This is a genomic window from Caulobacter sp. P4_E5, from assembly GCF_056401555.1.
The window spans coordinates 1-26,373 of sequence record NZ_JBFUJD010000058.1 but is presented as its reverse complement, the minus strand read 5'-3'; the positions used below and the strand labels follow the sequence as shown (position 1 = coordinate 26,373).

At 69.3% G+C, this 26,373-nt stretch carries 29 protein-coding genes; 8 read left to right on the top strand and 21 right to left on the bottom strand.

Going from position 1 to position 26,373, the window contains the following annotated elements:
- Positions 1–134: 134 nt before the first annotated feature.
- From AC1DSO_RS17150 to AC1DSO_RS17130, 5 genes are all read right to left on the bottom strand, one after another.
- On the bottom strand, positions 135–644 hold the full coding sequence (locus AC1DSO_RS17150) for a F0F1 ATP synthase subunit B (protein WP_477069972.1): 510 nt from the start codon (positions 642–644) through the stop codon (positions 135–137).
- 10 nt (positions 645–654) lie between these two features.
- Positions 655–1,188: a F0F1 ATP synthase subunit B family protein gene (locus AC1DSO_RS17145; protein WP_477069971.1), complete on the bottom strand. Its 534-nt coding sequence runs from the start codon at positions 1,186–1,188 to the stop codon at positions 655–657.
- A 126-nt stretch (positions 1,189–1,314) separates the two neighbouring features.
- A complete protein-coding gene (locus AC1DSO_RS17140; protein ID WP_035047292.1) occupies positions 1,315–1,539 on the bottom strand; it encodes a F0F1 ATP synthase subunit C in 225 nt (74 codons plus the stop codon).
- Between the two features lie 50 nt (positions 1,540–1,589).
- Positions 1,590–2,351, bottom strand: coding sequence for a F0F1 ATP synthase subunit A (locus AC1DSO_RS17135; RefSeq protein ID WP_477069970.1), 762 nt, complete (start codon positions 2,349–2,351; stop codon positions 1,590–1,592).
- A gap of 5 nt (positions 2,352–2,356) precedes the next feature.
- Complete coding sequence (locus AC1DSO_RS17130) at positions 2,357–2,737, bottom strand: AtpZ/AtpI family protein (RefSeq protein WP_477069969.1); 381 nt, start codon at positions 2,735–2,737, stop codon at positions 2,357–2,359.
- Between the two features lie 359 nt (positions 2,738–3,096).
- On the opposite strand from AC1DSO_RS17130, the gene AC1DSO_RS17125 reads away from it, so the two are divergent.
- Complete coding sequence (locus AC1DSO_RS17125; RefSeq protein WP_477069968.1) at positions 3,097–3,486, top strand: DUF6481 family protein; 390 nt, start codon at positions 3,097–3,099, stop codon at positions 3,484–3,486.
- Between the two features lie 70 nt (positions 3,487–3,556).
- Positions 3,557–4,342 carry a TSUP family transporter gene (locus AC1DSO_RS17120; protein ID WP_477069967.1) on the top strand — a complete coding sequence of 262 codons (786 nt, stop codon included), beginning with the start codon at positions 3,557–3,559 and terminating at the stop codon, positions 4,340–4,342.
- Between the two features lie 119 nt (positions 4,343–4,461).
- Here AC1DSO_RS17120 and smc read toward each other — a convergent pair whose 3' ends face one another.
- The 4 genes from smc to AC1DSO_RS17100 all read right to left on the bottom strand — a co-directional run bounded on the left by smc (position 4,462) and on the right by AC1DSO_RS17100 (position 9,818).
- On the bottom strand, positions 4,462–7,905 hold the full coding sequence (smc, locus tag AC1DSO_RS17115; RefSeq protein ID WP_477069966.1) for a chromosome segregation protein SMC: 3,444 nt from the start codon (positions 7,903–7,905) through the stop codon (positions 4,462–4,464).
- Between the two features lie 18 nt (positions 7,906–7,923).
- Positions 7,924–8,550, bottom strand: a complete 627-nt coding sequence (locus AC1DSO_RS17110) for a thioredoxin domain-containing protein (RefSeq protein WP_477069965.1) — start codon at positions 8,548–8,550, stop codon at positions 7,924–7,926.
- On the bottom strand, positions 8,550–9,164 hold the full coding sequence (locus AC1DSO_RS17105; RefSeq protein WP_477069964.1) for a DsbA family protein: 615 nt from the start codon (positions 9,162–9,164) through the stop codon (positions 8,550–8,552). The genes AC1DSO_RS17110 and AC1DSO_RS17105 overlap by 1 nt, the downstream gene beginning before the upstream one ends.
- A gap of 114 nt (positions 9,165–9,278) precedes the next feature.
- Positions 9,279–9,818: a DUF721 domain-containing protein gene (locus AC1DSO_RS17100; protein ID WP_477069963.1), complete on the bottom strand. Its 540-nt coding sequence runs from the start codon at positions 9,816–9,818 to the stop codon at positions 9,279–9,281.
- Between the two features lie 47 nt (positions 9,819–9,865).
- Between AC1DSO_RS17100 and mutY the strand changes: the two genes are divergently transcribed.
- Together mutY and AC1DSO_RS17090 are read left to right on the top strand one after the other, a co-directional pair.
- Entirely contained in the window at positions 9,866–10,912 is a 1,047-nt protein-coding gene (gene mutY, locus AC1DSO_RS17095; protein WP_477069962.1) for an A/G-specific adenine glycosylase, read from the top strand.
- Positions 10,913–11,199: 287 nt separating this feature from the next.
- The gene (locus AC1DSO_RS17090; protein WP_477069961.1) at positions 11,200–13,092 is read left to right on the top strand and encodes a hypothetical protein; all 1,893 of its coding nucleotides are present in this window, start codon (positions 11,200–11,202) and stop codon (positions 13,090–13,092) included.
- Between the two features lie 36 nt (positions 13,093–13,128).
- Here the strand turns inward: AC1DSO_RS17090 and AC1DSO_RS17085 are convergent, their stop codons facing one another.
- The 3 genes from AC1DSO_RS17085 to AC1DSO_RS17075 form a co-directional block, all read right to left on the bottom strand.
- Positions 13,129–14,205: a site-specific DNA-methyltransferase gene (locus AC1DSO_RS17085; protein WP_056054861.1), complete on the bottom strand. Its 1,077-nt coding sequence runs from the start codon at positions 14,203–14,205 to the stop codon at positions 13,129–13,131.
- Positions 14,206–14,284: 79 nt separating this feature from the next.
- Positions 14,285–14,572 (bottom strand): hypothetical protein, encoded by a 288-nt coding sequence (locus tag AC1DSO_RS17080; RefSeq protein ID WP_477069960.1) that lies wholly within the window; start codon positions 14,570–14,572, stop codon positions 14,285–14,287.
- A 106-nt stretch (positions 14,573–14,678) separates the two neighbouring features.
- Positions 14,679–15,305 (bottom strand): ribonuclease HII, encoded by a 627-nt coding sequence (locus tag AC1DSO_RS17075; protein WP_477069959.1) that lies wholly within the window; start codon positions 15,303–15,305, stop codon positions 14,679–14,681.
- Positions 15,306–15,426: 121 nt separating this feature from the next.
- On the opposite strand from AC1DSO_RS17075, the gene AC1DSO_RS17070 reads away from it, so the two are divergent.
- The 4 genes from AC1DSO_RS17070 to AC1DSO_RS17055 all read left to right on the top strand — a co-directional run bounded on the left by AC1DSO_RS17070 (position 15,427) and on the right by AC1DSO_RS17055 (position 19,707).
- Complete coding sequence (locus tag AC1DSO_RS17070) at positions 15,427–17,436, top strand: acyltransferase family protein (RefSeq protein ID WP_477069958.1); 2,010 nt, start codon at positions 15,427–15,429, stop codon at positions 17,434–17,436.
- Between the two features lie 100 nt (positions 17,437–17,536).
- Positions 17,537–18,406 (top strand): glycoside hydrolase family 16 protein, encoded by an 870-nt coding sequence (locus AC1DSO_RS17065; RefSeq protein ID WP_477069982.1) that lies wholly within the window; start codon positions 17,537–17,539, stop codon positions 18,404–18,406.
- 85 nt (positions 18,407–18,491) lie between these two features.
- Positions 18,492–19,034 (top strand): hypothetical protein, encoded by a 543-nt coding sequence (locus AC1DSO_RS17060; RefSeq protein ID WP_477069957.1) that lies wholly within the window; start codon positions 18,492–18,494, stop codon positions 19,032–19,034.
- 64 nt (positions 19,035–19,098) lie between these two features.
- A complete protein-coding gene (locus AC1DSO_RS17055) occupies positions 19,099–19,707 on the top strand; it encodes a thioredoxin domain-containing protein (RefSeq protein ID WP_477069956.1) in 609 nt (202 codons plus the stop codon).
- 1 nt (position 19,708) lies between these two features.
- On the opposite strand, the gene AC1DSO_RS17050 is transcribed toward AC1DSO_RS17055, so the two are convergent.
- From AC1DSO_RS17050 to AC1DSO_RS17010, 9 genes are all read right to left on the bottom strand, one after another.
- Complete coding sequence (locus AC1DSO_RS17050) at positions 19,709–20,752, bottom strand: NAD(P)H-dependent flavin oxidoreductase (RefSeq protein ID WP_477069955.1); 1,044 nt, start codon at positions 20,750–20,752, stop codon at positions 19,709–19,711.
- Between the two features lie 225 nt (positions 20,753–20,977).
- Positions 20,978–21,214: a tautomerase family protein gene (locus tag AC1DSO_RS17045; protein ID WP_477069954.1), complete on the bottom strand. Its 237-nt coding sequence runs from the start codon at positions 21,212–21,214 to the stop codon at positions 20,978–20,980.
- Between the two features lie 27 nt (positions 21,215–21,241).
- On the bottom strand, positions 21,242–21,952 hold the full coding sequence (locus AC1DSO_RS17040) for an SDR family NAD(P)-dependent oxidoreductase (RefSeq protein ID WP_477069953.1): 711 nt from the start codon (positions 21,950–21,952) through the stop codon (positions 21,242–21,244).
- 279 nt (positions 21,953–22,231) lie between these two features.
- Complete coding sequence (locus AC1DSO_RS17035) at positions 22,232–23,170, bottom strand: LysR family transcriptional regulator (RefSeq protein ID WP_477069952.1); 939 nt, start codon at positions 23,168–23,170, stop codon at positions 22,232–22,234.
- A gap of 283 nt (positions 23,171–23,453) precedes the next feature.
- Complete coding sequence (locus AC1DSO_RS17030; protein WP_477069951.1) at positions 23,454–24,068, bottom strand: DsbA family protein; 615 nt, start codon at positions 24,066–24,068, stop codon at positions 23,454–23,456.
- A 14-nt stretch (positions 24,069–24,082) separates the two neighbouring features.
- On the bottom strand, positions 24,083–24,823 hold the full coding sequence (locus AC1DSO_RS17025) for an SDR family NAD(P)-dependent oxidoreductase (RefSeq protein ID WP_477069950.1): 741 nt from the start codon (positions 24,821–24,823) through the stop codon (positions 24,083–24,085).
- Positions 24,824–24,931: 108 nt separating this feature from the next.
- Positions 24,932–25,408, bottom strand: coding sequence for an SRPBCC domain-containing protein (locus tag AC1DSO_RS17020; RefSeq protein ID WP_477069949.1), 477 nt, complete (start codon positions 25,406–25,408; stop codon positions 24,932–24,934).
- Complete coding sequence (locus AC1DSO_RS17015) at positions 25,392–25,757, bottom strand: ArsR/SmtB family transcription factor (RefSeq protein WP_477069948.1); 366 nt, start codon at positions 25,755–25,757, stop codon at positions 25,392–25,394. Before AC1DSO_RS17015 ends, AC1DSO_RS17020 begins: the two co-directional genes overlap by 17 nt.
- Positions 25,758–25,814: 57 nt before the next feature.
- On the bottom strand, positions 25,815–26,171 hold the full coding sequence (locus AC1DSO_RS17010) for a hypothetical protein (protein WP_477069947.1): 357 nt from the start codon (positions 26,169–26,171) through the stop codon (positions 25,815–25,817).
- Between the last annotated feature and the right edge of the window lie 202 nt (positions 26,172–26,373).

The following is a 26,373-nucleotide window of genomic DNA, read 5'->3' as shown; positions in this document are numbered from 1 at the left end:
GGCGCTCTCCGATTGGTTGTCGAAGAGACTAGAAGGATCGGTCGCGCGGCCGGTTCCAAGCTGTGGCGGGCAAAGAAAAGGGCGCGGACCTTGCGATCCGCGCCCTTTCTGTCTTGTCCGCAGGACCCTCGCCGCTATTGCAGCTTGGCGCCCATCTGGCCGATCGCGATGTCGACCAGCGGATCGTTCTTGGCGCCGGCGAGGCGGGCGGCCAGGACGGTCTCGGCGGCCTGGGCGGCGAGATCGACCGCGGCGGCCTTCACGTCGGCGGTGGCCTGGGCCTCGGCCTGGGCGATCTTGCGTTCGGCCATTTCGGCGCGGCGCTTGATCTGCTCCTCGAGCTTTTCCTTGGCCTCCTCGGCCATCCGCTTGGCGTCGGCCTTGGCGGCCTCCATCATCGCGGCGGCCTGGCGCTCGGCTTCCTCGCGCTGGGCCTTCACGTCCGCGAGCAGGCCTTGAGCCTCCTCACGCAGTTGCTGGGCTTCGTCGAGCTCGGCCTTGATCTTGGCGGCATAGCCGTCGAGCGCGCCGAACAGGGCGCCCGGCAGGACCTTCAGCACGACCAGCAGGCCGAAGAAGATCACCAGGGCGACCAGGACCCAGAATTCCGGGTTGGCGAGGCTGAACAGGGATTCGTGTTCCATCTTCAGTTCCTCAGGCCAGGGCCGACTTGAGCTCGGCGGCCGTGGCCGCCTTGCCCGTCAGCTTCTGGACGATCGCGCCGGCCGTCTCTTCGGCGACCACGCGGACGTGGCTCATGGCCGTGTCGCGGGCCAGCTGGATCGAGGCCTCGGCCTCGGCCAGCTTCTGGGCCAGGACGGCCTCTTCCTTGGCTTGACGCTCGGCGGCTTCGGCCGAAGCCTTGGCCTTGGCGTCCGCCGCGGTCTTCTGGGCCTTGGCGCGCGCCTCGGCGACCTCGGCGGCGGCGGCGCGGGCTTGAGCCTCGGCCTCGTCCTTCAAGCGACGGGCGTCGGCGATGTCGCCGGCGATCTTGGCGCCGCGCTCGTCGATCGCGCCGCTGACGCGGGGCAGCAGGCCCTTCGACAGCACCACGTAGAGAACGGCGAAGATGAGCAGCAGCCAAACGATCTGACCACCCCAGTGCTCGAACTGCAGCTGCGGAAGGCCGCCGCTTTCGTGCTTGGGGGTTTCAGTCGTCTCGACCGTGCCGTGATGTTCCGTCGCCATGGGCGAAGGCGCCTCTCAGCTAAAGCGTCCTCGAGCGGCTGGAAACCAGCGCGCATCCGGAAGACGCGAGAAAACAGAAAGCTTGGAGCGCGTCGCTTCCGATGAAGCGCCGCGCTCCAGGTCGGATTACGAGAACAGGATCAGGAAGGCGATGACCAGGGCGAAGATGCCCAGGGCTTCCGTCAGGGCCATGCCCAGGAACAGCATCGGGCGCTCTTGAGCGGCGGCCGTCGGGTTACGCAGGGCGCCTTGGAAGTAGTTGCCGAACATCACGCCCAGGCCAATGCCCGCGCCGATCATGCCGAGCATGGCCAGACCAGCGCCGATGTACTTAGCAGCAGCAGCGTCCATGATTGAGACTCCTTGAAGAGGGTAGTGTTGGTTGAAAGACTAAAGGTTGATCAGTGGCTGTCGAGGTGCACGACGTCGTTGATGTAGACGCAGGCGAGCACCGCGAACACGAAGGCCTGCAGGAAGGCCACCATGAACTCGAGGGCCGTCAGGGCGACGACCGAGGTCAGGGCCAGGGCCGAACCGGCCCAGCCCAGCACGCCGAGACCGCCCAGGGCGATCACGAAACCGGCGAAGATCTTCAGGACCACGTGGCCGCCCAGCATGTTGCCGAACAGACGAAGGCCCAGGGTGATCGGGCGGATCAGGAACGACAGGATCTCGATCGGCACCAGCAGGAAGTACAGCGGCCACGGCACGCCCGACGGGGCGAACAGCTTGAAGAACTTGAAGCCGTTCTTGATCACGCCGACGGCGACGACGGTCAGGATGACCATCAGGCCCAGGGTCAGGGTCACGGCCAGTTGCGAGGTCGCGGTGAACACCAGGAACATCCCCTGGATGTTCATGAACAGCACGAAGGCGAACAGCGTGAAGATGAAGGGCAGGAACTTCTTGCCGTCATGGCCGATGATCGACTCGGCCAGGCCGTCGACCAGGCCGTACAGCATCTCGCCCACCGCCTGCAGGCGGCCGGGGACCACGGCCTTGCGGGCCGACAGGCTGTAGAAGCCGATGACCAGCAGGGCGGCCGACATCATCGCCGCCACGGAATTGGTGATCGACAGGTCGATGGCGCCCAGGCCGGGAACGGTCACGGTCGGCAGTTCCACGATCTTCTGGATCTGGAACTGGTGCATCGGATCGGCCATCGGCCCTAGTCTCTCTTCTGCTTGGGGACGGTTGGCCCGCCTCCCGTGTCTCCGTCGGCGATCCCCCCAGGGGCAGCCGCCGACGCCTGCGCGCTCATTTTCGTCGCCTTGCGGACGACGGAGAAAATCGCGAGCCCCATGCCGATCAGCAGACCGCCGACCATGCCCCAGGGGCTCGTATGGACGTAGCGGTCGAGCAGCCAGCCGAAGCCGAGACCCACCAATACGCCCCCGATCAGGTCCGCCAGGAGGCGATAGCCGTCCTGATTGGCCTTTTCGGACACCGCTTTCGCGGGCTTTTCCGCCGCCTTCTTCGCCTCAAATGCGTCGAGCCGAGCGTCGAGGCTGTTGAAGGCCTTGTCGTTCGGTTCGTCGGCCTTGGGCATGGGAAGCGGCAGGTCCGAAAGCGCCGCCGACGCGCCAAAACAAGGCGCTTTTCCGGCCGGCTTGATCGGCGCGGAACCTATAGACGTCGCTGCGGTGCGTCAAGGTGAGCGCATCGACCGTCAAGTAGCGGGAATACTTAAGGATTTCGCCTTCGACTTCGAGGGGAGGCAAAACCGTCCCCATTCTCGACCGATAAAGACGTCGGCCGGCCCCTACCGTATGGGCGAAGGCTCCCTACATAGACCGTGCTCTGGCGACATCACCTCCCATAGGCAAGGGGTGATGAAGCCCGATGACGCATTGATTTTTGCGCCGATCTGGGCTTTAGAGCCGCCGCCTCCAAATAACACGAAGATTCATGTCGCACCTGAAGAACACCGGATTCGCCGATCGTCTTACCGCCCAGCAGGAAGCCAAGAAGGCGATGCTGGCCAAGTTCAAGGCCAAGCCCGCCGTCCAGGACCCCGATTTCGACAAGCGCGAGGAACTGCGCGCCGCCGAACTCGAAGCCGTCCGCGCCGCTCGCGCTGAAGCCAAGGAAAAGGCCCGTCTCGAGGCCCTGGCTCGCGAAGAAGAAGTCGCCGCCGCCCGCCGCGCCGAGCGCAAGGAGCGCAAGGCGCTCGAAGCCGCCGAGATGCGCGTGCGCAAGGAAGAGAAGGCCAAGGAGCGCGACGAGCTTCGCGCCCTGGGCAAGACCAGCAACAGCAAGGCGTCCCGCGCCCACGCTTGGGGCAGCCTTCTGGGCTGACGAAGACTAAGGGGTCCTTTGGGGCCCCTTTTTCTTTGCGCGACGGGCAGAATACGATCATGAGCCGGCCATGGCTCAGGTTTCGTTCGACGTCATCGCCACCCTGTTCGCGGTCGCCGCCCTGGCCGGGGCCATCGACGCCATCGCTGGCGGCGGCGGCCTGCTGACCCTGCCCGCCCTGCTGCTGGCCGGGCTGTCGCCGGTCCAGGCCCTGGGCACCAGCAAGCTGCAGAGCTCCCTCGGCTCGATCTCCTCGACCAGCGCCTTCGCCCGTCGGGGCCTGATCGACTGGAAGACGGCCCTGCCGGTCGCCGCCGGGGCCGCGGTCGCCGGCCTCTGCGGGGCGCTGTGCGCCAGCCTGCTGTCGCCACAGCTGCTGCGGGCCGTCGTGCCCGTGCTGCTGATCGCCATCGCCCTCTATTTCGGCTTCTCGCGCGCCCTCAAGACCGAGGACGTCGCGCCGCGCATGGCGCTGATCCCGTTCGCCTGTTTCGTCGCGCCGGTGATCGGCTTCTACGACGGCATCTTCGGCCCGGGCGCGGGGGCCTTCTACATGGTGGCGATCGTCACCCTGCTGGGCTATGGCGCGCTGAAGGCCACCGCCCACACCAAGCTGGCCAACGCCGCCAGCAATCTGGGCAGCCTGGCCCTGTTCATTTCCAAGGGCGTGGTCATCTGGCCGATCGGCCTGGCCATGGCGGTCGGGGCGTTTCTCGGCGCCCAGGTGGGATCGAGGCTGGCGATGCGCTTCGGGCCCAAGCTGATCCGGCCGCTGCTGGTGGTGATCTCGTGCGCCATGGCCGTGAAGCTGCTGGCCGATCCGGCCAATCCGCTGCGGATGGCGATCGGGTTCTAGGTCCTCCCCCACCTGACCGCTTCGCGGTCGTCCGCCCCCAAAGGCGGGCGGAAGGAAGACCGATCTTCTTCCCCCTCCGGGGGAGGAGCGCCGAAGGCGCGGAGGGGGCCAGCGACCGCCTAAGCCGCGACCAGCTTCTCCGCCGTGCTCAGGTCCACGCTGACCAGCTGGCTCACCCCGCGCTCGGCCATGGTCACGCCGAACAGGCGGTCCATCCGGCTCATGGTCACCGGGTTGTGGGTGATGGCGATGAAGCGGGTCTGGGTGCGCCGGCGCATCTCGTCCAGCATGTTGCAGTAGCGGTCGACATTGGCGTCATCCAGCGGCGCGTCGACCTCGTCCAGCACGCAGATCGGGGCCGGATTGGCCAGGAAGACGCCGAAGATCAGGGCGCTGGCCGTCAAGGCCTGCTCGCCGCCGCTCATCAGGCTCATGCTGGCCATGCGCTTGCCGGGCGGGCAGGCGAAGATCTCGAGGCCCGCCTCGAGCGGATCGTCGCTCTCGATCAGCTTCAGCTCGGCCTGGCCGCCGCCGAACAGGGCCTGGAAGAGCGTCTGGAAGTTGGCGTTGATCACGTCGAACGCGGCCAGCAGGCGCTCGCGCCCCTCGGCGTTCAGCTCCTCGATGCCGGCCCGCAGCTTGGTCACGGCGCCCGAGAGGTCGGCCCGCTCGGTCCGCATGGTCTCGAGACGCCCGGCATATTCCTGGGCCTCTTCGTCGGCGCGGAGGTTCACGGGGCCGATGGCGTCGCGCTCACGTTCCAGGGCGAACAGGTGAGCCTCGACGCCGGCGGCGTCCTTGGGCACGGCCACCGCCTCGCCGGCGACGTGGCGGCCCAGCTCCTCGGGCTCCATGCGGGCCTGCTCGCGGATGGCCGAGGCGACCTCGGCGAAGCGTTGGCGGGCCCCGTCCAGATGAGCGACCAGGGCCGCGCGCTTCTCGCGGGCCTCGCCGGCGGCCTGCTCGGCGGCCCGGGCGGCGCGGTCGGCGTTGATCCGGGTGGTCTCGGCCGTCTCCAGGGCGTCGCTGGCCTTGGCGCGGCGGGCCTCGGCGGCGGCGAACTCGTCCAGCAAAACGAGCAGCCGTTCCTTCAGCACGGCCGGCGCCTCGCGGGCGGCCTCCAGCGCGGCGGCGGCCTTGACCCGGTCGCCTTCCAGAGACTCCGTGCGCTTGGCGGCGGCCTCGGCGCGCTTGGCCCAGTCGGCGCGGTCGCGCTCCAGGCTTTCCAGCCGGCGCTGGCGGCCGGCGCGTTCGCGGGTCTCGACGTCCAGGGCGGTGCGCGCGGCGCTGGCCGCCTCGCGGGCCTGGGCCGAGGCCTGACGGGCTTGCGCCAACTGCGGCTGCAGGTCGCCCGAGGTCTGGGCGGCGGCGTGGGCTTGCTGGGCCTGATCGAGCGCCGCGTCGGCCTCGGCCTTTTCGGCCTCGAAGCGGGCGATGGTGTCGTCCAGCGACTGGGCCCGCGCCGCGCGCATCGCTTGCTCGCGCTCGAACTTGGTGACGGCCTCGCGGGCCCCGGTCAGCAGGCGCTCGGCGTCGGGCGGGCCGCGTCGCTTGTCGCGCAGCAGGTCCTCGGCGGCGCGCAGGCGGTCGGCGGCGGTCTTCAGGGCGGCGGCGGTGGCCTCGGCGCGCGGGGCCAGCAGGTCGATCTCGGCCTCGACCTCGGAGAGGCGCGTACGCTGCTCCAGCCGCACGGCGGCGGGCCTGGGCGCATCGGCGCGAGCGACGAAGCCATCCCAGCGCCAGAGGTCGCCTTCCTTGGAGACCAGGCGCATGCCCGGCTTCAATGCCGCTTGCAGCCGGTCGCCATCAGCCCGCGCCACCACGGCCACATGCGAGAGACGCGCGGCCAGGGCCGGCGGCGCCTTGACCAGCGGGGCCAGCGGTGTGGCCCCATCGGGCCAGGTCGGAGCCGGCGCTTCGGCTCCGCCCCAATAGGACGGCGCCTTGGCGTCGAGCGCGGCGTCCAGGTCGTCGCCCAGCGCCGCCGCCAGGGCCGCGCCATAGCCCTTGTCGGGCGCGACGCTGTCCAGGGCCGGGGCGTGGCCGCTCTTGCTACGCGGCGCGGTCAGCTGGGCCAGGCCCCGGGCCTCGGTGCGCAGGCGGCCCAGCTGATCCTCGACATTGCGGGCCAGTTGACGGGCCTGGGCCTCCTGCTCGGCGGCCTTGACGCGTTCGGTCTCGGCTTCCTCCAGCGCCGCGCGGGCGGCGGCCAGGGCGGCCTGCGCATTGTCAAAGCGCTGGCGGGCGTCGGCGGCGGCCGGATCGACCTCGGGACCGACGGCGGCGCGTTCGGCCTTGGCCTGGTCGAGGGCGCGGTTGGTGCGGTTGGCGCGCGCCTCGGCCTCGGAGAGGCGCGTGGCGGCGGCGCGGAACTGGGCTTCCTCGGCGGCGACCCGGGCGGCCAGCTGCTCGACGGCGGTCTCGGCGGCGGCGCGCGCGGCCTCGGCGGCCTTGGCGGCCTCCGCCAGTTCGGGTCCCCGTTCCGGCGCGGCGGCGACCAGGGTGCGGACTTCGTCGAGCTCGGCGTCGATCCGCGCCAAGGCCGCGGCGGCGTCGTCCTTGGCCTGGTTCTCACGAGCCCGGTCGTCGTCAATGCGGGCCAGGTCGTTCGAGAGCCGCTCGAACTCGGCGGCGGCGGCCTCGGCCTCGCGCTCGGCGCGGTCCTTCTGGATGGCCAGCTGGCCCAGGATCGCCTGGGCGATGGTCGCCTCCTCGCGCAGCGGCGGCATGGCGGCCTCGGCGTCGGTGATCGCCACCTGGGCGGCGGCGCTGGCGCGCGCCGTCTCTTCGACGAGGCGCGCGGCCTCGGTGGCCTCCCGCTGGGTCCGCTCCAGCGTGTCGCGGGCCTCGGTCCAGCGGGCGTAGAGCACGGCGCCCTGCACGGCGCGGATCTCGGACGACAGGCGCTTGTACTTCTCGGCCTGCCGGGCCTCGCGCCGCAGCCGGTTCAGCGCCGTCTCCAACTCGCGCGCCACGTCCTCGAGACGGGCCAGGTTGCTCTCGGCGGCGCGCAGGCGCAGCTCGGCCTCGTGGCGGCGGGTGTGCAGGCCGGAGACGCCGGCGGCCTCTTCCAGGATGCGGCGGCGGTTCTGCGGCTTGGCGCCGATCAGCTCGCTGATCTGGCCTTGGCGAACCAGGGCCGGCGAATTGGCCCCGGTCGAGGCGTCGGCGAACAGCAGCTGGACGTCGCGGGCCCGCACCTCGCGGCCGTTGATCCGGTAGGTCGAGCCTTCGCCGCGATCGATGCGGCGGACGACCTCCAGCACCGGGTCGTCGTTGAACTGGGCCGGGGCCGTGCGGTCGGCGTTGTCGATGGTCAGGGTGACGTCGGCATGGTTGCGCGGCGGGCGCGCCCCGCTGCCGGCGAAGATCACGTCGTCCATGCCGCCGGCCCGCATGGCCTTGGCGGAATTGGCGCCCATCACCCAGCGCAGGGCTTCCAGCAGGTTGGACTTGCCGCAGCCATTGGGGCCGACAACGCCCGTCAGCCCGGGCTCGATCCGGAACTCGGTCGGCTCGACGAAGGACTTGAAGCCCGAAAGGCGCAGGCGCTGGAACTGCACGAGGCGGTCCCTTCCGGGCTAGCCCTTCGCCGCGGTGGCGAAGGCCTTGGACAGCGCGGCGAGGTTCGCCTCGCCTTCGATGGGCGCGCCGTTGACGAAGAAGGTCGGGGTGACCTCGATATTGTCCTCGTTCATCGCCTTGAAGAAGCGGTCGTTGACCGCCTTCAGCGCCGCCGGGTCGCTGAGCGCCGCCTTGAACTGCGCCTCGGTCAGGCCGTACTGCAGGCCGATCGCCTCCAGGCCCTCGAACAGCTTGTCGCTCTGATAGATGGTTTCCTGCTTCTGGAAGATCGTGGTCAGCACGTCGAAATACTTGCCCGGGATCCGGCGGGCCAGGATGAAGCCGGCGGCGGCGAACTCCTGGGGCGGGGTCAGGAACTCGCGGAACACCAGCCGCACCTTGCCGGCGTCGATGAAAGCCTTGCGGACCGCCGGCAGCTCCGTCGTCCACCAGTGCGCGCAGTGCGGACAGCTGGCCGAGGCGTAGACCACGAACTGGACCGGCGCCTTGGGCGAACCCAGCACCATCTCGCCTGGGACCGGCGGCAGCGGCTTGGCGCGCGCGACGGCAGGACTCACCGCGCCAATAGCTAAGCTAGAGGAGGCGAGGCCCGAGACGATCAGCGCGCGCCGGTCCAGGCTCATTACTTCGAGGCTTCCGCGATGGCGGCGTCCAGGTCGGCCAAGGAACGCTCGCCGCCTTCTTCGCTGCCGACCTTCTTGCCGTTGACGATGAAGGTGGGCGTGCCTTCGATCTTGTCGGCCTTCATCAGCTTGTCGATGCGCTCGGCCGACTTGGCGGCGTTCTCGTCGCTGAGGCAGCTGTTGAATTGGTCTTCGCTCATGCCGGCGGCCTGGGCGATGGTCAGCAGCTCGCCGCGGATGTCGCCGGTTTGGAAGATGCTGGCCTGGGCGTGATAGATGGCGTCGGTCACCTGGAAGTACTTATCCTTGCCGGCGCAACGGGCCAGCATGGCCCCGGCGTTGGCCAGGCGCGGCTCGCCGGTCAGGGCTTCGCGCGACACGTAGAGGACCTTGCCGGTGTCGATGTACTTGGCCTTGAAGGCCGGGAAGACTTCCTCGTTCCACTTGGCGCAGTGCGGGCAGGCCACCGAGGCGTACTCGATCACCGTCACCTTGGCGCTCGGATTGCCCATGGTCATGTCGTCGGCGTTGACCTTGGCCCCCTTGGGACCGCAGGCGGCGAGGCTCGCCGCGAGGGCGAAGACGAGGGTGACGCGGGTGAGCAGCGAACGCATGAAATGGCCCTTCGGCGGTCGATTGGGAAGTTAAGCCCGATTCTCGTTAGGGAGCGAAAAAGGCGCAACCAAGACTGGGTCAAAGGCTTGAGCGCGGAGCGGTTGTCAACCGGCTCAGCGCTGGGATTGGAGTACGCCGCGCCCCAGCTTCAGCAGGGCCTGTTTCAGCTCGCCCTCGGGCTGCTCGGCCAGGCTGTCGGCGAGCTGTTTTTCCAGGGCCGCGTCCAGCGGCGGCTTGCGGCGCGGACGCTGGGCCGGCGCGGCGGCGGCCTTGACCGGGCCTTGGACGATGCGCAGTCGGGTGACGACGCCCTTGCCCAGCAACATGTCGAGGCGGGCGGTGATCTGCGGGGCCTGGTGCTGGATCAGCGAGGCCACGGGGCCGTCGACGCGCAGCTCCAGCGCGCCGCCTTCGCCGTTGCGGCCCTTGATGATGCGGACCGGCTCCGTCCGACGGGCGAGCGTGTCGCCGACGATCTCGCGCCAGCGGGTCTGCAGCGCGGCGGGACCTTGGCCGAAGCGGGTCTCCAGCTCCTTCAGCAGCGGCGCCAGGCTCTTGCCGGCGGGCGGCGGCGGACGACGCTGCGGCTTCGTGCGCTTGCTGCGCAGGATCGCGAGGGCTTCTTCCGGCGAGGGCAGGGGGCGGCGGGCCATGCGGGAAGGCTAGCACAGCGGCCGCCCTTCGCGGTAGGCGAGGGGACATGAAAGACCGCGACTCCCTCCGCTCGGCGCTGCTGTCCTGGTACGACCGCCAGGCCCGCGACCTGGCCTGGCGGGTGGGGCCGGCCGAGCGCCGGGCCGGGGTGCGCTCCGACCCCTACCGCGTCTGGCTGTCGGAGGTGATGCTGCAGCAGACCACCGTGCCGCACGCCACGCCCTATTTCCTGAGTTTCACCCAGCGCTGGCCGACGGTCTTGGACCTGGCCGCCGTGGAAGACGGCGAGCTGATGGCCGCCTGGGCGGGGCTGGGCTACTACGCCCGGGCGCGCAACCTGCTGGCCTGCGCCCGCGCCGTGGCCGCCCGGCATGGCGGGGTTTTCCCGGACACCGAAGACGGGCTGCGGGCCCTGCCGGGCGTCGGGGCCTACACCGCCGCCGCCGTCGCCGCGATCGCCTTCGATCGCGCCGCCAACGTCGTCGACGGCAATGTCGAGCGGGTGGCGGCGCGGCTGTTCGCGGTCGAGACGCCGCTGCCGGACGCCAAGCCGGAGCTGAAGGCCCTGGCCGGCGACCTGGTCACCGACGAGCGCCCCGGCGACTGGGCCCAGGCGCTGATGGATCTGGGCGCCACGATCTGCAAGCCCAAGGCCCCGCTGTGCGATCGCTGCCCGATCTCGACCTGGTGCGACGCCTATAAGACCGGCGCGCCGGAGACCTATCCGCGTAAGACCAAGAAGGCCGACCGTCCGCGACGGCACGGCGTGGCCTATGTGCTGACGCGCGGCGACACGGTGGCCCTGGTCCGCCGACCGCCGAAGGGCCTGCTGGGCGGGATGCTGGGCCTGCCGACCAGCGACTGGCGGGCCAGCCCCTATGCCGACGCCGAGGCGGTCGCCGCCGCGCCGGTCCCCGCCGCCTGGCGCGACCTGGGCGCGGTCGAGCACGTGTTCACCCACTTCTCCCTGACCCTGCGGGTGTTCGCGGCCGAGGGCGGAGCGGGCGACTTCGTCTGGACGCGGCGCGCGGGGCTCTCGGCCCTGCCCAGCGTGTTCCTGAAGGCGGCGCGGGCGGCGGAACGGCTGCTCTGAGCGGCGCCGCGCCGTTGGATCCGACCTTCGGCGGCGTTGATCTTGACGCCGCGGGCAGATCTAGCATCGGGCGAATTCATCCATGATGTTGACTCATGGTTGTATGTGGACAATGTTGGAGACCGTCGTTCGATGAATGGCGTGTGGAACCCGCTTAGAGCCGGGTGGGCCTCGTGAGGCAGTATCAAGCGCAATTTCAGTAGCCCGCCGGTTCGGACCCGTTCCGCTGACCTCATCGATGGGGAATGGCCCTGTGGCCAGCGCCCGACGTAGGATGGGAGGCTTGAATGAATTCGAGTGTTTCGGCAGGGCGTATCGGTTTCATCGCCATCGCCCTGGCCCTGACCGCGGCGTCGGTCCTGCTCGCGGCCTGTTCGCCCAAGCAGGCCGCATCGGGTCCGGACGCGGGCGGCAAGGTCATCCCGCTCCTGTCTGCGACGGATTTCAAGCGGCAGGAAGAGTGGCGCAACACCGTCAGTCGAAAGGCGCCGCCCAAGAAGGGCTGCTTCACGACGGAATTTCCGTCGGTGGACTGGCGCGAAGTGCCCTGTGTTGAAACGCCCAGCTATCCCATGCCGCCGCGATCGGGCGTCGTGCCCTTGAACGTCGGCAACGGCGACGACGTCGCCGCCCAGGCGCCAAGTGGCGTCATCTCGTCGACCACCGGCTCGTTCGACGCGCTGACCAACGTGACGAGCGAAAGCGGCCCGATCGGCAACGCCGGCGCGTCGCTGGCCAACACCTATACGCTCCAGATCAACACCGACTTTTTCACCACGACGACCTGCAGCACGTCACCGAACCCGAACTGTCGGGGTTGGGAACAGTTCGTGTTCGAGAACAATCCCTCGCACCATCGCGCCTTCATCCAGTATTGGCTGATCAGCTTCGATGGGGCCTGCCCGGCGAACTTCCAGACTTTCCCGACCAGCCCCGGCCACAACCATTGCGTCCAGCTGTCCAACACCAGCGGCGCTGTGTCGACCACGGCCGTCCCCGTCACCAATCTCGGCCAGGTCACGCTCACGGGCGCGGCCTCGGCCGGCGCGGACAGCATTGTCGTCACCATCGGCGGCACGGCCTTCACGCGTAACGGCGACAATTCGGTCAATGCGTCGTCGGGATGGAAGATTTCGGAATTCAACATCCTGGGCGATGGCGGCGACAGCAATGGCGTGGGCGGAACCGCCAGCTTCAACAACAACGCCGGCCTCACGACGCGGACGCGGATCAATTACGGCGGCGACGCCCCGCCCAACTGCGTCGCGACGGGGTTCACGGCCGAGATGAACAACCTGGGCTTCGGCCCCAGCGCCCCGGTCGCAAGCCAACCGGGTCCGGCGGTGATCTTCAACCAGGTCACCGGCGGCGGGCTGGCCAACTGCGCGGCGGCCACGACGGTGGGCGACACTCACCTGACGACGCTCAGCGGGCTGCTCTATGACTTCCAGGCCACCGGCGACTTCGAACTGCTGCGGACCAAGCCTGGCTTCGTCGTGCAGGCCCGTCAGGTTTCCGGCGCGCCGAACTGGCCCGATGCGGCGGTGAATTCCGCCATCGCCGCCCGCCTGGGCAGGACGACGGTCGCGGTCTGCCTCTCGCCGCAGCGTGTCATGATCGATGGACGGGAAGCGTCGTTGCAGGAAGGCGGCGTGCAGCTTCTTCCCGACGGCACGCAGGTCATGCGGCGAGGCAATGCCTACATCGCGCGCGCGGAGAGCGGCGACTGGGTCAAGGCCGTCGTGAACGCCAGCTATATCGACGTCAATGTGGGCCTCGGGCGGTGGCCGGTCGAGGCGCAGGGCCTGCTGGTCAACGCCGGCAACGTCGCGAACCAGGTCGCGACTCGCCAGGGCGCGGTCCTGAAGCTCCCCTTCGCCTTCGACGAGTTCTACCGTCGCTACGGCGAGAGCTGGCGGGTGAAGCCGGCGGCGTCGCTGTTGAGCGCGTGCGGCCGCGTGAAGGAGTCGGGCGTACCGTCCAAACCCTTCTTCGCGAAGGACCTCGAGCCGCAGCTCGCGCAGCGTGTGAAGGGCATCTGCGCCGAGGCCGGGGTCAAGGAGGGGCCGCTGCTCGACGCCTGCATGATCGACGTCGCCTTCACGGGCCAGAGGACCGCCGCGACCGTTCACGCCCAGACGCGTCGGCCGGTCGCCGTAGGGGGATTCCGAGGCGGCTGACCGTCGCCGCTTTTCAGGAAGGCGCGCGCCCGGGGCCTAGTTCATCCCCGCCCGGACCTGGGCGCGCAGCACGTCGATCGGGGCCAGGCCGGCGTCGGTCTTGAAATGCCAGTAGGTCCAGCCGTTGCAGGCCGGGGCCGATTGCACCAGGGCGCCGATCTTGTGGATCGAGCCCGACAGGTCGCCAACCGTGATCGAGCCGTCGGGGCGCACCTTGGCGGCGTGGGCGCCCTTCGAGCAGTAGAGCGTGTCGCCCGGCGACAGCAGGCCGGCCTCGACGATCGTGCCGAACGGCACGCGCGGCTCGGACCGCTTGGAGCCCATCACGTCCAGGTCTTCCGGGGCGATCGGCACGACCTTGGCGATGCGAGCCTTGGCGTGTTGCAGATATTCGGCCTCGCGCTCGATGCCGATGAACTTGCGGCCCAGGCGCTTGGCGGCCGCGCCGGTGGTGCCGACACCGAAGAACGGGTCAAGGATCACGTCGCCTGGCTTGGTCGTCGACAGGATCACCCGATAGAGCAGCGCTTCCGGCTTCTGGGTCGGGTGGGCCTTGTTGCCGTCGGCGCCCTTGATGCGCTCCTCGCCGGTGCACAGCGGGATGGTCCAGTCCGAGCGCATCTGCACCTCGTCATTGGCCATCTTGAGGGCGTCGTAGTTGAACGTGTAGCGTTTGGCGTTCTGGCTCTTGGAGGCCCAGATCAGGGTCTCGTGGGCGTTGGCGAAGCGGGTGCCCTTGAAGTTGGGCATCGGGTTGGACTTGCGCCAGACGATATCGTTGAGGATCCAGAAGCCCAGGTCCTGCACGGCCACGCCGACGCGGAAGATGTTGTGATAGCTGCCGATCACCCAGATCGCGCCGTCGTCCTTCAGCACCCGGCGGGCGGCCTTCAGCCACTCGCGGGTGAACTTGTCATAGGCCGCGAAGCTCTCGAACTGGTCCCAGTGGTCGTCGACCGCGTCGACCTTGGAATTGTCGGGACGCAGCAGGTCGCCGCCCAGCTGCAGATTGTAGGGCGGATCGGCGAAGATCAGGTCGACCGACTTCTCCGGCAGGGCGTTCATCTGCTCGATGCAGTCGCCCTGGATGATGGTTTCCGGCCCGAACTTCATGGTCCACGTCCCTAAGAAAGAGAACGGAATCATGAGTCTTGTTGGTGAAGGCTGTGTTGAAAAGTTTGGTTAACGGTTCTTAGCGATCGCCCTGGAGGATTTCTGAGACCCGGCCAGGATTGAGATTCAGCCGAACGGCAATCTCAGCGGCATGCATTGACGTTGTATCCGCCAGACGCAGTACTCGCCTCTTCAACCGAGGAGTAACTTCCGCCGACTTCCGGGGCATACGACGTGCCGCAGGACGTCGATACATGCACTCATCGACGATTTGACGGATGCCGTCTGCTTCAACCGACAAACCCTTGCCCTCGACATCTTCTGCCAGGTGCAAAAGCCGGTTTCGTGCCGCCTCGATATCGCTCATCTGACGCTCCCCATGCCTTAGAGGTCGATAAGGAGGTGGTGGTGAAGCTTAGTTGTTCAAGTATGCTGAAGCGTAGTTTTCTGCATTTAGGGCAATTATTTTGAGTCTACTTGGACTCATCTCCAAAGTCGAATTGAAGTTCGCGGATTGGAGCCCATCCAAGTCGGTGGATGGGAGAGGGTCCCAACTTCCTTAGTGCCTCAACATGAATCGGCGCGTGGTAGCCCTTGTGGCCGGCGAAGCCGTAGCCGGGATAGACCGCGTCCATCTCGACCATGATCCGGTCGCGGGCCTCCTTGGCCAGGATCGAGGCGGCGGCGATCGAGCACGACAGGCTGTCGCCCTTGACCACGGTCTTGATCGGGCAGGGCAGCTTGAAGCGGTAGTTGCCGTCCACGAGCGCGATGGCCGGCGTCACCGACAGGCCCTCGATGGCGCGGCGCATGGCCAGACCGGCGGCGTGCAGGATGTTGAGCTCGGCGATCTCGTCGATCGAGGCCATGCCGACCGACCAGGAAATGGCGACGGCCTTGATCTCTTCCTCCAGGGCCGCGCGGGCCTTGGCGGTCAGCTTCTTGGAGTCGTTGAGGCCCTTGGGCACGCGGGCGGGATCCAGGATCACCGCGCCGGCGCTGACCGGTCCGGCCCACGGGCCGCGTCCAGCCTCGTCCACCCCGCAGACCGGTCCCGGTCCGCAGGCCAGCTCCAGCATCATGTCGGGTCCGGACGGCATGGAGCGGTGTTTAGGCCGGTTCGGCGGCGGCGAAAAGAAGATTACATTCGTAATAATAGCGCTTGACCGGGTCGCGCTCGGCCGCTCATCTGATTACGCGTGTAATTCTGAGGGGCGGGCGATGAACGGCGAGGCAAGCTATCGGCGCGATATCGACGGACTGCGGGCGGTGGCGGCAGCCGCCATCGTCTTCCACCATGCTTTCCCGGTCCTGCTGCCGGGCGGCTTCGTCGGGGTGGACGTCTTCTTCGTGATCTCGGGCTACCTGATCACGCGGCTGATCGCCCAGGCGCGCGACGCGGGGACGTTCTCGTGGGGCGGCTTCTACCTGCGCCGGGCCCGCCGGATCGCGCCGGCCTATGTCGTGGTGGTGATGGCGACCGTGGCGCTGGCGACCTGGGTCGAGATGCCCCGGCTTCTGGCCCAGACCGGCGCGGCGACGGCGGCCTCGGGCCTGTTCGTCACCAACCTCCTGCTGCTCCAGACCCCCGGCTATTTCTCGCCCGGGGCCCAGCAGAACCCGCTGCTGCACCTGTGGTCGCTGGGCGTGGAGGAACAGTTTTACCTGGTCTGGCCGCTGGTCGTGACCGCGCTGTCCCTGCGGTGGGTCCGAGGCGCTCGGGCGGGGCTGGCGGCGGCCTTGCTGGTCGGCTCGCTGGTCCTGGCCCAGGCCCTGGTGGCGACCGGCGCGACGACCCTGGCCTTCGCCGCCCTGCCGGCGCGGGCCTGGGAATTCCTGGCTGGCGGGGTCCTGGCCCTGGGCCTCGTCCGACCGCCCGGCGACCGCAACACCGCCAACCTGGCCGGGATCATCGGTGGTCTGATGATCGCGGGCAGCCTCGCCCTGCTGAACGAGACCAGCGCCTTTCCCGGCCTGTCGGCGGTCCCCGCCTGCCTGGGCGCGGCGCTGTTGATCTGGAGCGGATCGGGCGCGGCGCCGGGCGCGGCCCTGTTGCGGCTCGCGCCTGTCGTCGGCCTGGGGCGGGTGTCCTATTCGTTCTATCTCTGGCACTGGCCGCTGCTGGTCCTGGCCGCCGACGTCGCCCAGCAGCCGCTGAGCGCGCCAGCGCGGCTGGCGTTGGTGGGTCTGGCCCTGATCCTGGCGATCCTGACCTGGCGCTTCGTCGAGCAGCCCTTCCGGCGCGGTTCGCTCGAGCGGCCGTGGCGGCGCCTGGGCCTGACGCTTCTGCCGCTGCTGGCGCCGATCGCGGCGGGGGCGCTGCTGTTCGTCACCCACGGCCTGCCGAGCCGACTGTCGCCGGCCGCCCGCGCCCTGGCAGACCTCGAAGAGACCGACGTCAATCCGGCGCGCGAGACCTGCCTGGAGGGCCAGGGCAAGGCTGGTCCCGACGCCTGCCGGTTCGGGGCCGCCCCCGGCGCCGCGGGCGACGAGGTCCTCGTCTGGGGCGACTCGCACGCCGACGCCCTGACGCCGGGCGTGGTGGAATGGGCTCGGCGGCGGGGCTGGAGCGTACGCGAGGCCGCCCGCAGCGGCTGTCCGCCGATGGTGGGGCTGAAGATCCGGCTCAGCGCCAGCTTCGCGCTCGACTGCGCCCCGACCGCCGAGGCGGCCCTGGACCGGATCGGGTCGGACAAGCGGCTGAGGCTGGTGGTGCTGTCCGGCCGCTGGCCGCTCTATCGCGGCGCGCCGCCCTTCTACGACGTCAACTCGCCGCGCGTGCGCGTCGAGGCGGTCGGAAGGCCCGGCTTCAAGCCCTCGATGACCGCTTCGCTGAGGGCCACGCTCGAGGCGATCGCCCGCCGCAATCCGAACGTCCGGGTGCTGATCGTCGGGCCCTTCCCGGAGCTGACCCTGGGCGCGCCCGAGTGCTTGGCCCAGGTTAAGCAGCTTGGCGGACGGCCCGAGGTCTGCGCCGACGTCGACGCCGAACTGCCCCTCTCGCGCGCCGGTCCGGCCGAGGACGAGATCCGCGCCGCCATCCAGGATCGTCAGGGTGTGGCGGCGGTCTTCCCGTCCGAGACGCTCTGCCGGGGCGGGCGCTGCCTGGCGATGATGGCCGGCCGGCCGATCTATTTCGACGACGACCATCTCTCGGCCTCGGGCGCGCGCCGCCTGGCGCCCGCCTGGCTGGACGCCGGATGGGCCGTGCTCGAGACGCCTCACCCCTGAGCGCGGCGGCCTTGGCGAATCCCGGTTCGACCCCTCTACTACGCGGGGATCATCGACCGGGAGACCGCCCATGACCGCGAAAGCCAGGACGATCGCCGCCATGGCCACCCTCATGCTGGCCTGCAACGGCGCGGCCAGGGCCGACGGCTGGACGCTGGTCTGGTCGGACGAGTTCGACGGCGACCGGCTGGACGAGGCCAGGTGGACCTACGCGGCCGACTGCGGCGGCGGCGGCAATGACGAGCGGCAGTGCTATGTCGTCAGCCCCGAGACGGTGTCGGTCGGCGGCGGCGTCCTGAAGCTGACGGCGCTCAAGCGCAAGACCACGGGCTTGGCCAATCCCTGGGCCGGCCCGACCGGACCGATGAAGACCGGCGACTACGCCTCGGGCAAGATCCTGACCCAGGGCAAGGCCAGCTGGCGCTATGGCCGCTTCGAGGCGCGGGCCCGCGTGCCCGGCGGCCAGGGCGTCTGGCCGGCGATCTGGATGATGCCCGAGCTGTCGGCCTATGGCGGCTGGCCCAAGTCGGGCGAGATCGACATCCTGGAGACCGTGAACCTGGGCGCGCCTTGCCCGCCGACGGGGGAGGCCTGCCGGGACGGGCGGGAGAACCGGATCTTCGGCACCCTCCATTTCGCGGCCGACGCCAGCGGCGCCCACCGCCAGCACGGCGCCTCGACGCCGATGCCGGTCTCGGCCGACGGCTTCCACGTCTACGCCGTCGAGTGGACGCCCGAGGCGATCACCTGGTTCGTCGACGATCGCCAATACGCCCAGGCCAAGGCGGCCGACTGGAAGCGCGACGATGGCGAGGTGGGGGCGGCCCCGTTCGACCAGCCGTTCCACCTGATCCTCAACCTCGCCTTCGGCGGCCGCTGGCCCGAGGGCGCCAACGCCAAGGGCGTCGACGAGGCCGCCCTGCCGGCGACGATGGAGGTGGACTGGGTGCGGGTCAGCCAGCGGCCTTAGACAAGGCTTGGCCTTATGGGCTTGGAAAGTCTGGTCCCGCTGATCTAGATGCGCGGGCGGCCGAGCGGTCGCGAGGGGACTTCTGATGAGCTGGCTGACCAACGCCGTGCCGCTGCTGTGGCTGCTGGCCTCCGGCGCGGCGTTCTTCTTCGTGTTCAAGCCCAATCCCCGCTGGGCGGTGGTCGGCACGCCGGCGCGGGCCCTGCTGGTGTTCGTGGCGGTGTTCCTGGGCGGGGCGGCCCTGATGGCGGCGACACGACGCGAGGCAGCGCCGCCGCCGCCCAAGGCCGTCCGTCCCGCGCCGCCCGTCACCTGGCCCGACCCCGCCCTGGTCCGCGCCCATCCGGAGCGATATCTGGCCTTGTTCCGAGTGAGGGCCGACAGGAACAAGGCCGGGGCCGTGCTGCTGACCGGCGCGGCGATCAACGCCTCGAACCTGCCGATCCGCGACCCGCGCCTGACCTGCCGGATGTCCCTTGGCGGGGCGTCGGCGGGAACCGTCACGACCGTCGTCCACGAGACCGTGCCGGCCGGCGGCAAGCTGATCTTCGCGGCGATCAACCTCGGCCAGGCCGACGAGGCCTGGGACCATTGGGCCTGCGCGGTCGTCGAGGCCAAGGCTGGCTAGCCCCCGCTTGCGCCTCGCTCGACGCCCCTTATGGTGGCGGTTCTGATCCGGGGATGTTTGATCGATGCATGGTTTCAAGATCGCGGCCGTCGCTCTGATGGCGCTCAGCCTGGCCGCCTGCGGCAAGTCGAAGTCGTTCGAGGCGCTGCCCGACGACATGGACCTGGGCTCCAAGGACGCCAAGATCACCGTGGTCGAATACGCCTCGGTCGGCTGCCCGATCTGCGCCAAGTGGCAGAAGGAGGTCTTCCCGGCCTTCAAGGCCAAGTATGTCGACACCGGCAAGGTCCACTACGTGTTCCGCGAGATGCTGGTCGGCGGCAACGAGGAGGTGACCGTCGCCTCGGCCGGCTTCCTGGTGGCGCGATGCGCCGGCAAGGACAAGTATTTCGCCGTCAACGACGCGATCTTCGCCAGCCAACCCGGGGTGTTCTATTCGCCGCGCGAGACGCTGTCCGACATCGCCAAGTCGGTCGGGATGAGCGACGAGCAGTTCAACAAATGCGTCTCCGACGAGGCGGCGATCACGGCCCTGAACAAGCGCGTCGAGAACAACGCCAAGGCCCACGGCATCGACGCCACCCCGACCTTCGAGGTCAACGGCCGCAAGATGGAGCCCGGCTACCACGCCCTGGCCGAGATCGACGCGGCGATCGCGGCGGCCGGGAAGTAGGTCACGCCACCCCCGCCAGCCGCCGGGTCAGCGCGGCGGCCGACATCGGCTGGGCCAGGCGGAACGCCTGGCCGGCCCACAGCGGGCTGAAGTCGCCGCGCCCGGCCGCCTCGGCCGCCTTGCGCAGCGGGGCCACCGCCGCGCCGGCCGTCGGATAGGCGGGGGCGCGGTCCGACAGCGGTCCGAGCTCGGCCATCAGCCGATTGACGATCCCCCGCGCCGGGCGGCCGGTGAACAGGTTGGTGACCGCCGTCTCCTCGCCCGAGGCCAGGGCCTGGCGATAGACGGCCGAGATGTCGGCCTCCGGCGTCAGCAGATAGGCGGTGCCGACCTGGACGGCCTGGGCGCCCAGGGCGAAGGCGGCTTCCACGCCGCGCCGGTCGGCGATGCCGCCGGCCGCGATCACCGGGATCGAGACCGCGTCGACGATCCGGGGAACCAGCGAGAAGGTCCCGAGCTGGGCGCTCAGATCATCCGTCAGGAAGTTGCCGCGATGGCCGCCGGCGTCGAAGCCCATGGCGATCACCGCGTCGACGCCGCGCGCCTCCAGCCACTGGGCCTCGGCCACCGTGGTCGCCGAGGACAGCACCTTGGCCCCTGTGCGCTTGACCCGCTCGACCAGGGCCGGGGCGGGCAGGCCAAAGTGGAAGCTGACCACCTCGGGCCGATAGTCCTCGACCACGCCGGCGAAGGCATCATTGAACGGCGCGCGGCCGGCGGCGGTGATCGGCGGGGGCGGGGCCAAGCCGGCCTCGGCATAGTAGGGGGCCAGGGCCTGGCGCCAGGCGGCCTGGCGGGCCGCGTCCTCGGGCGGGTTGTCGTGGCTGAGGAAGTTGAGGTTGATCGGCCGGGATGTGCCGGCCCGCACCGTGTCCAGCGCCGCCCGCAGCTCGGGCTCGGAATAGAGCGAGCTGGGCAGCGAGCCCAGGCCGCCGGCGTTGCTGACCGCGATCGTCATCTGCGGTGAGGTCGCGCCAGCCATCGGGGCCTGGATGATCGGCAGCTCGACGCCGAGCAGGTCGAGCAGGCGGTGAGAAGGGGCCATGTTCGCCTCCTGTGGAGACCCTAGGGGTCGTACTCAATGGAGGTTTTCATAGATTTCAAAGCAATAAATCCGTGTCATCCCGGAAGCCTCGCAGAGGCTGTCCGGGACCCAGGGGGCGGCGCACTGCGGCGGCCCCTGGGTCCGGCTCTACGGCCCGCTACGCGGTCCTACGGCCGGGATGACACCGCGAAGATCTGTTTCCGATTGAGTGCTGGACTCAACGGATCAAGGTTCGCCGGCGGCCAGGCGGCGGCGGTATTCGGGCACGGGCAGGCCGCCCCAGCCCCAGTTCTCCAGCGCGACCTCCTCGATGACGACGAAGGTGGAGTCCAGCGGCTTGTGCAGCACGTCCAACAGCAGCTGGCTGACGCCGGCGATCAGCCGGGCCTTTTCGTCGGCGGTGACGGCGGAGCGGCCGGGGCCGGAGCCTTCGCGGGTGACCTGGATGGTGACCATGGGCATAGGGGTCTCTCCTGTCGGCTGAAGGGCTTAGTGACCGGCGCTCTGGCCGCCGTCGACGTGCAGGATCTCGCCCGTCACGAAGCCGGCGCCTTCGAGGTAGAGCACGGCGTCGATGACGTCGCGGATCTCGCCCATCCGGCCGACCGGATGCAGGGCGGCCAGGAAGGCGTGGGTTTCCGGCGCGTGCATCGGCGTCTTGATCACCCCGGGCGAGACGGCGTTGACCCGCACGCCCTTGTCGGCGAACTCGATGGCCAACGACTTGGTGGCCGAGTTGATCCCGCCCTTGGTCAGGTTGGCCAGGGCCGCCGGCACGTCGGCCAGGGCGTGGTCGGTCAGGCTGGTGGTGATGCTGACGATGTGGCCCGAACCCTGCTTCAGCATCTGGGCGGCGGCGCGCTGGGTGATGTGGAAGAAGCCGGCCAGGTTGGTCGAGACCTTGGCGGCGAAGTCGTCGGCCGTATAGGCGGTGAACGGCTTGGCCTGGAAGATCCCGGCGTTGTTGACCAGGGTGTCGATCCGGCCGAAGCGGGCCAGGGCCTCGGCGACGATGCGGTCGGCGGTGGCCGGGTCGCCGATGTCGCCRGCGACGGCCAGGATGTCGGGGTCGGCGCCCTGCTTGATCGAGCGCGACGTGGCCACCACCCGGTAGTTACGGTCGCGATAGGCCTTGACCAGCTCGGCGCCGATGCCTTGCGACGCGCCGGTGACGATGGCGACCTTCTGTTCGTTGCTCATGACTTGCCTCGATGACGTTGTCCGGCGCGGGGATCGCTGCCGGATGAGAGGCAATGTCGGTTCGATCGGTGGTCGGGAGAATGAGCGCTGTGCGGCAGTCATTCTTCCGCAAGGCGGTGGAATGAAAGTCATCCAACTCTCCAGTGTCATCCCAGCCGCGGCGCAGCGGAGGGCCGGGACCCAGGGGCGGCCGGCACGGCATTCACGCACCCCCTGGGTCCCGGACAAGCCCTGCGGGCTTTCCGGGATGACACGGATTGGGGTGTTGTAAGGTTGGAATTATCGCGCCGTCAGCGCCTCGGCGTCCGCCGACAGGCCTGCGAAGGCGGCCTTCAGCCGGGGCGCGGCGAAGTCGAGGAAGGCGCGGACCTTCGGGGTCGCGGTCCGGCCCCGGGGGGTGATCAGATGGACGGGCAGGGGCGGCGGCTCGGCGTCGCGCAGCACGATCCGCAAGCTGCCGTCCAGGACGCTAGGGGCCACGTGATAGGTGTAGAGCCGCGTCACTCCCAGGCCCTCGACCGCCGCGGCCAGGGCGGCGCGGACGCTGTTGACCACCAGGCGGGGCTTGAAATGCACCGACCGCGCGACGCTCGCGCCCGGGGCTGGCGGGAACACCCAGGTGTCGTGGCCGAAGTGGGTGGTGGTGACGATCTGGTGCTTGGCCAGGTCGGCCGGCTCCGCGATGCGGGGGTGGGTGTCGAGGTAGCGGGGCGAGGCGGCGATCACCCGCTTGACGTCGCCGCCGACCCGCACGGCGATCAGCGAGGAGTCCGGCAACTGACCGACGCGCAGGGCGACGTCGATGCCCTCCTCGATCAGGTTGGTGTGGCGGTCCAGCAGCAGCAGGTTCACGCTGACGGCCGGATAGGCCCGCAGATAGGCGTCGATGACGGGGCGCAGGATCTCCTCGCCGCTGATCGGCGGGGCGGAAAGGGTCAGGGTCCCGCGCGGGGCTGAGCGCTCGCCCAGGGCCGCAAGGTCGGCTTCCTCCAGGTCGATCAGGATGCGCCGGCAGGCGGCGGCGTAGCGCTCGCCGGCCTCGCTGAGCCGCAGGCTGCGGGTCGTGCGGTGCAGCAGCTCGGCCCCGACATGATTTTCCAAGAAGGCGATCGCCCGGCTGACGGCGGCCGGCGAGCGGTTCAGCCGCCGTCCGGCCCCAGCTAGGCTGCCCTCGTCCAGCGCGGCGACGAACACCCGCATCGCCTCGATACGATCCATCCGGTCTTCCGCATTCCGCAAGGGTGGAGGTCAGGCGGCCAGGATAGCGCCGCTTGGGGGAAGGATCTACGCGCCACCGTGGATAGGGCTTTGCCTCACACCCTCCGCTTTCGAAGAATCCCTCTTCCATAGGGAGAGGGAGGGGCCCGCGCCGCAGGCGTGGGAGGGTGAGAGGTTACACCCTCTCCGGAAGAGGCGCCGTTGGCGAAAGGGTCTGAGATTTTCCGGCCAGCGGTGAAACCTCTCACCCTCCCACCGCTTCGCGGCGGGCCCCTCCCTCTCTCTATGAGAGAGGGGAACTCAATTCCGCTTCGACTTGGCCCAGGCGTTCCTTGCCGAAGAACATCTCGTCGCCGACGAAGAAGGTCGGGATGCCGAAGGTCCCGCGCCCCACGGCGGCTTCGGTGTTGGCCATCAAGCCGGCCTTCACCTCGGGATCGGCCGTCGCCGCCAGCAGGGCAGCCCCGTCCAGGCCGGCCGCGTCGGCCGCAGCCACGAACACCTCCGGATCGTCGAGCTTCAGCCCGTCCTCCCACATGCCTTTCAGCATCGCGTCCAGATAGGCCTCGCCCACCCCCGCGCGTTGGGCGGCGATCATGCCGCGCATCAAGAGCAGGGTGTTGACCGGGAAGTGCGGATTGAACCGGAAGGCCACGAGGTCATGCGCGGCGATGAACCGGCGCATCTCCAGCATCTCGTAATCCATCTTGCCCTTCACGCCGTTGAAGGCGATGGCCGGCGCCTGGTTGCCGGTGGCCTTGAAGATCCCGCCCAGCAGGCACGGCAGCAGGTTGACGCTCGCGCCATGGCGGGCGGCGAGCCCCGGCAGCACCTTCCAGGCCAGATAGGCGTTGGGGCTGCCGAAGTCGAAGATGAAGTCGATGCTCTTGGTGGTCATCTCGCGTCCTCCCCTCACCAGGTCTCGCCCCAAGGCCGCAGGTCGACCTCGTGCGTCCAGGCCGAGCGCGGCTGGCGGTGCAGCCAGACATAGTTCGCGGCGATGTCGTCGGGCTTGAGGATCTCGTCGCGGGCCAGCAGGCCCTCGACATCCTCGCGGATCGAGCGGGTGAACACGCCGTCGATCGCCCCGTCGACCACCACATGGGCCACGTGGATCCCCCGGGGCCCGACCTCGCGCGCCAGGCTCTGGGCCATGGCCCGCAGACCGGCCTTGGCCGAGGCGAAGGCCGAGAAGCCGTCCTTGCCGCGTAGCGAGGCGCTGGCCCCGGTGAACAGGATCGTGCCCCGGCCGCGCGGCAGCATGACCCGCGCCGCCTCGCGCCCCGTCAGGAAGCCGGCGAAACAGGCCATCTCCCAGACCTTGGAAAACACCTGGGCGGTGGTCTCGACGATGCCGAACCGCACGTTCGCGCCGATGTTGAAGACCACCACCTCCAGCGGTCCGACCTCGGCCTCGATGCGGTCGACCAGGGCCACCATCTCGGCCTCCTGCCGGGCGTCGACGCCATAGGCGCGGGCGTCGCCGCCGTTCTGACGGATCTCGGCGGCCAGCGCCTCCAACTGGTCGAGATGGCGCGGCCGGCGGGTCATGCAGACCGTATAGCGCTCGGCCGCGAAGGCCCGGGAGATCGCCCCGCCCMCCCCGKCGCCGACCCCCACCACCAGGCACGCGCCTTTGGATGCTTCGACCATGGGGGTTTCCTCCGTTGTCCTGCCGRCAGGTTCGTTCTTAATCGCTACGGAGTCAAAAGCCCGATCCGAACCCGTCCCGAAAATCCCTCTCTCTATGAGAGAGGGATTTCAGGCCGCCGCCAGCTCCGCCGCCACCTCGCCCAGCTGGTCGAAGCCGGAATTGACGCCCGCCTCGAAGCCCAGTTCGACGTGCTGGTCGCGGATGGCCTTGGTCTCGAAGGTCGAGGTCATGGTCAGGCGCGTCTTGCCGTCGTGTTCCTCGAAGACGATCTCGACCACGAAGCGCGGCGAGCCCGCGTCGAGGAAGCCGTTGTCGTAGGTAATGTTGCGGTCGGGCTCGATGACCAGATATTCGCCGCCGAACGGCGCGTTCTGCACGCCGCTCTCGCCGGTCATGGCGAAGCGGAACTGGCCGCCGACCCGGAAATCCATCTCGCACATCGTCAGCGGCCAGCCGACCGGGCCGAACCAGCGCTTGACGTGCTCGGGCTTGGAATGGGCCAGGAACAGGATGCGGGCCGGCACGTCGAAGTCGCGGTGGATCACGATCTGGCGGTCGGCGATGTCGTCAGGCTTGGTCGTCACGGTTGGCCTCCTCGGCGTGCAGCGTGTGGGCGTAGTCGGCGAGGCGGTCGTAAGCGCCCTCCCAGAAGCGGCGGTACCCGCCGACCCAGCGCTCGACCTCGGCCAGGGGCCCGGCCTCCAGGCGGACCGGGCGGAACTGGGCGCTGCGGCCGCGCGAGACCAGGCCGGCGCCCTCCAGCACCTTCAGGTGCTTGGAGATGGTCGGCTGGGCTAGGTCGAACGGGGCCACCAGGTCGTTCACCGTCGCCTCGCCTTCCGACAGCCGGGCCAGGATGGCGCGGCGGGTCGGGTCGGCGAGGGCGGCGAAGACAAGGTCGAGCGACGGGGGCGGCGCGGCGGTTGGGAGCATGGATCGCCTCATAGCTATATTGCCATATAGCTATATTGATGAGGCCGCCGTCAAGGCCTATCGCCGCTTCAGCTTCCGCAGGGCGGCCTGCATCGCCAGGGCCTGGGCGGCGGGCGGTTTGATCTCCGCCGCGAGGTCGCGCTCGGCGGCCTCGATCAGCGGCATGGTCGCGGCGGCCGGCCGGTGGGCGGGCTTTTCGGGCTTTGGCGGCGGGAGCAGGGCCACGACCTTGCGGGCCTCGGCCGCCATCTGGCCGCACAGCCTGGCCTTGTCGCGGGCCCGGGCGATCACGGCCGGGTCGTCGCTCTTTTCGGCCATGGCCCAGGCCGCGTCGAGGGCGGCCATCAGCTTGACCTGCAGGTTGGCGCACCATTGGCTGGGCGAGGGGGCGGTGGGGGTTTGGATCTGGCTCATGGGAACAAGCATGAGGCCAGGAAAACTAGCGGGGACAGGAAACGTGCGTTTTTGCGTAAGGGACTGTCGGGGAACAGAAATAGGTATTTTTTAGCGGGGATATCTATGGGAATTGGCGGCTCGCGCCCCCTCCGTCACGAGGCTTCGCCTCGCGCCACCTCCCCCGCTTCGCATGGGAGGAGGAAGCCGCATCCTCCTCACC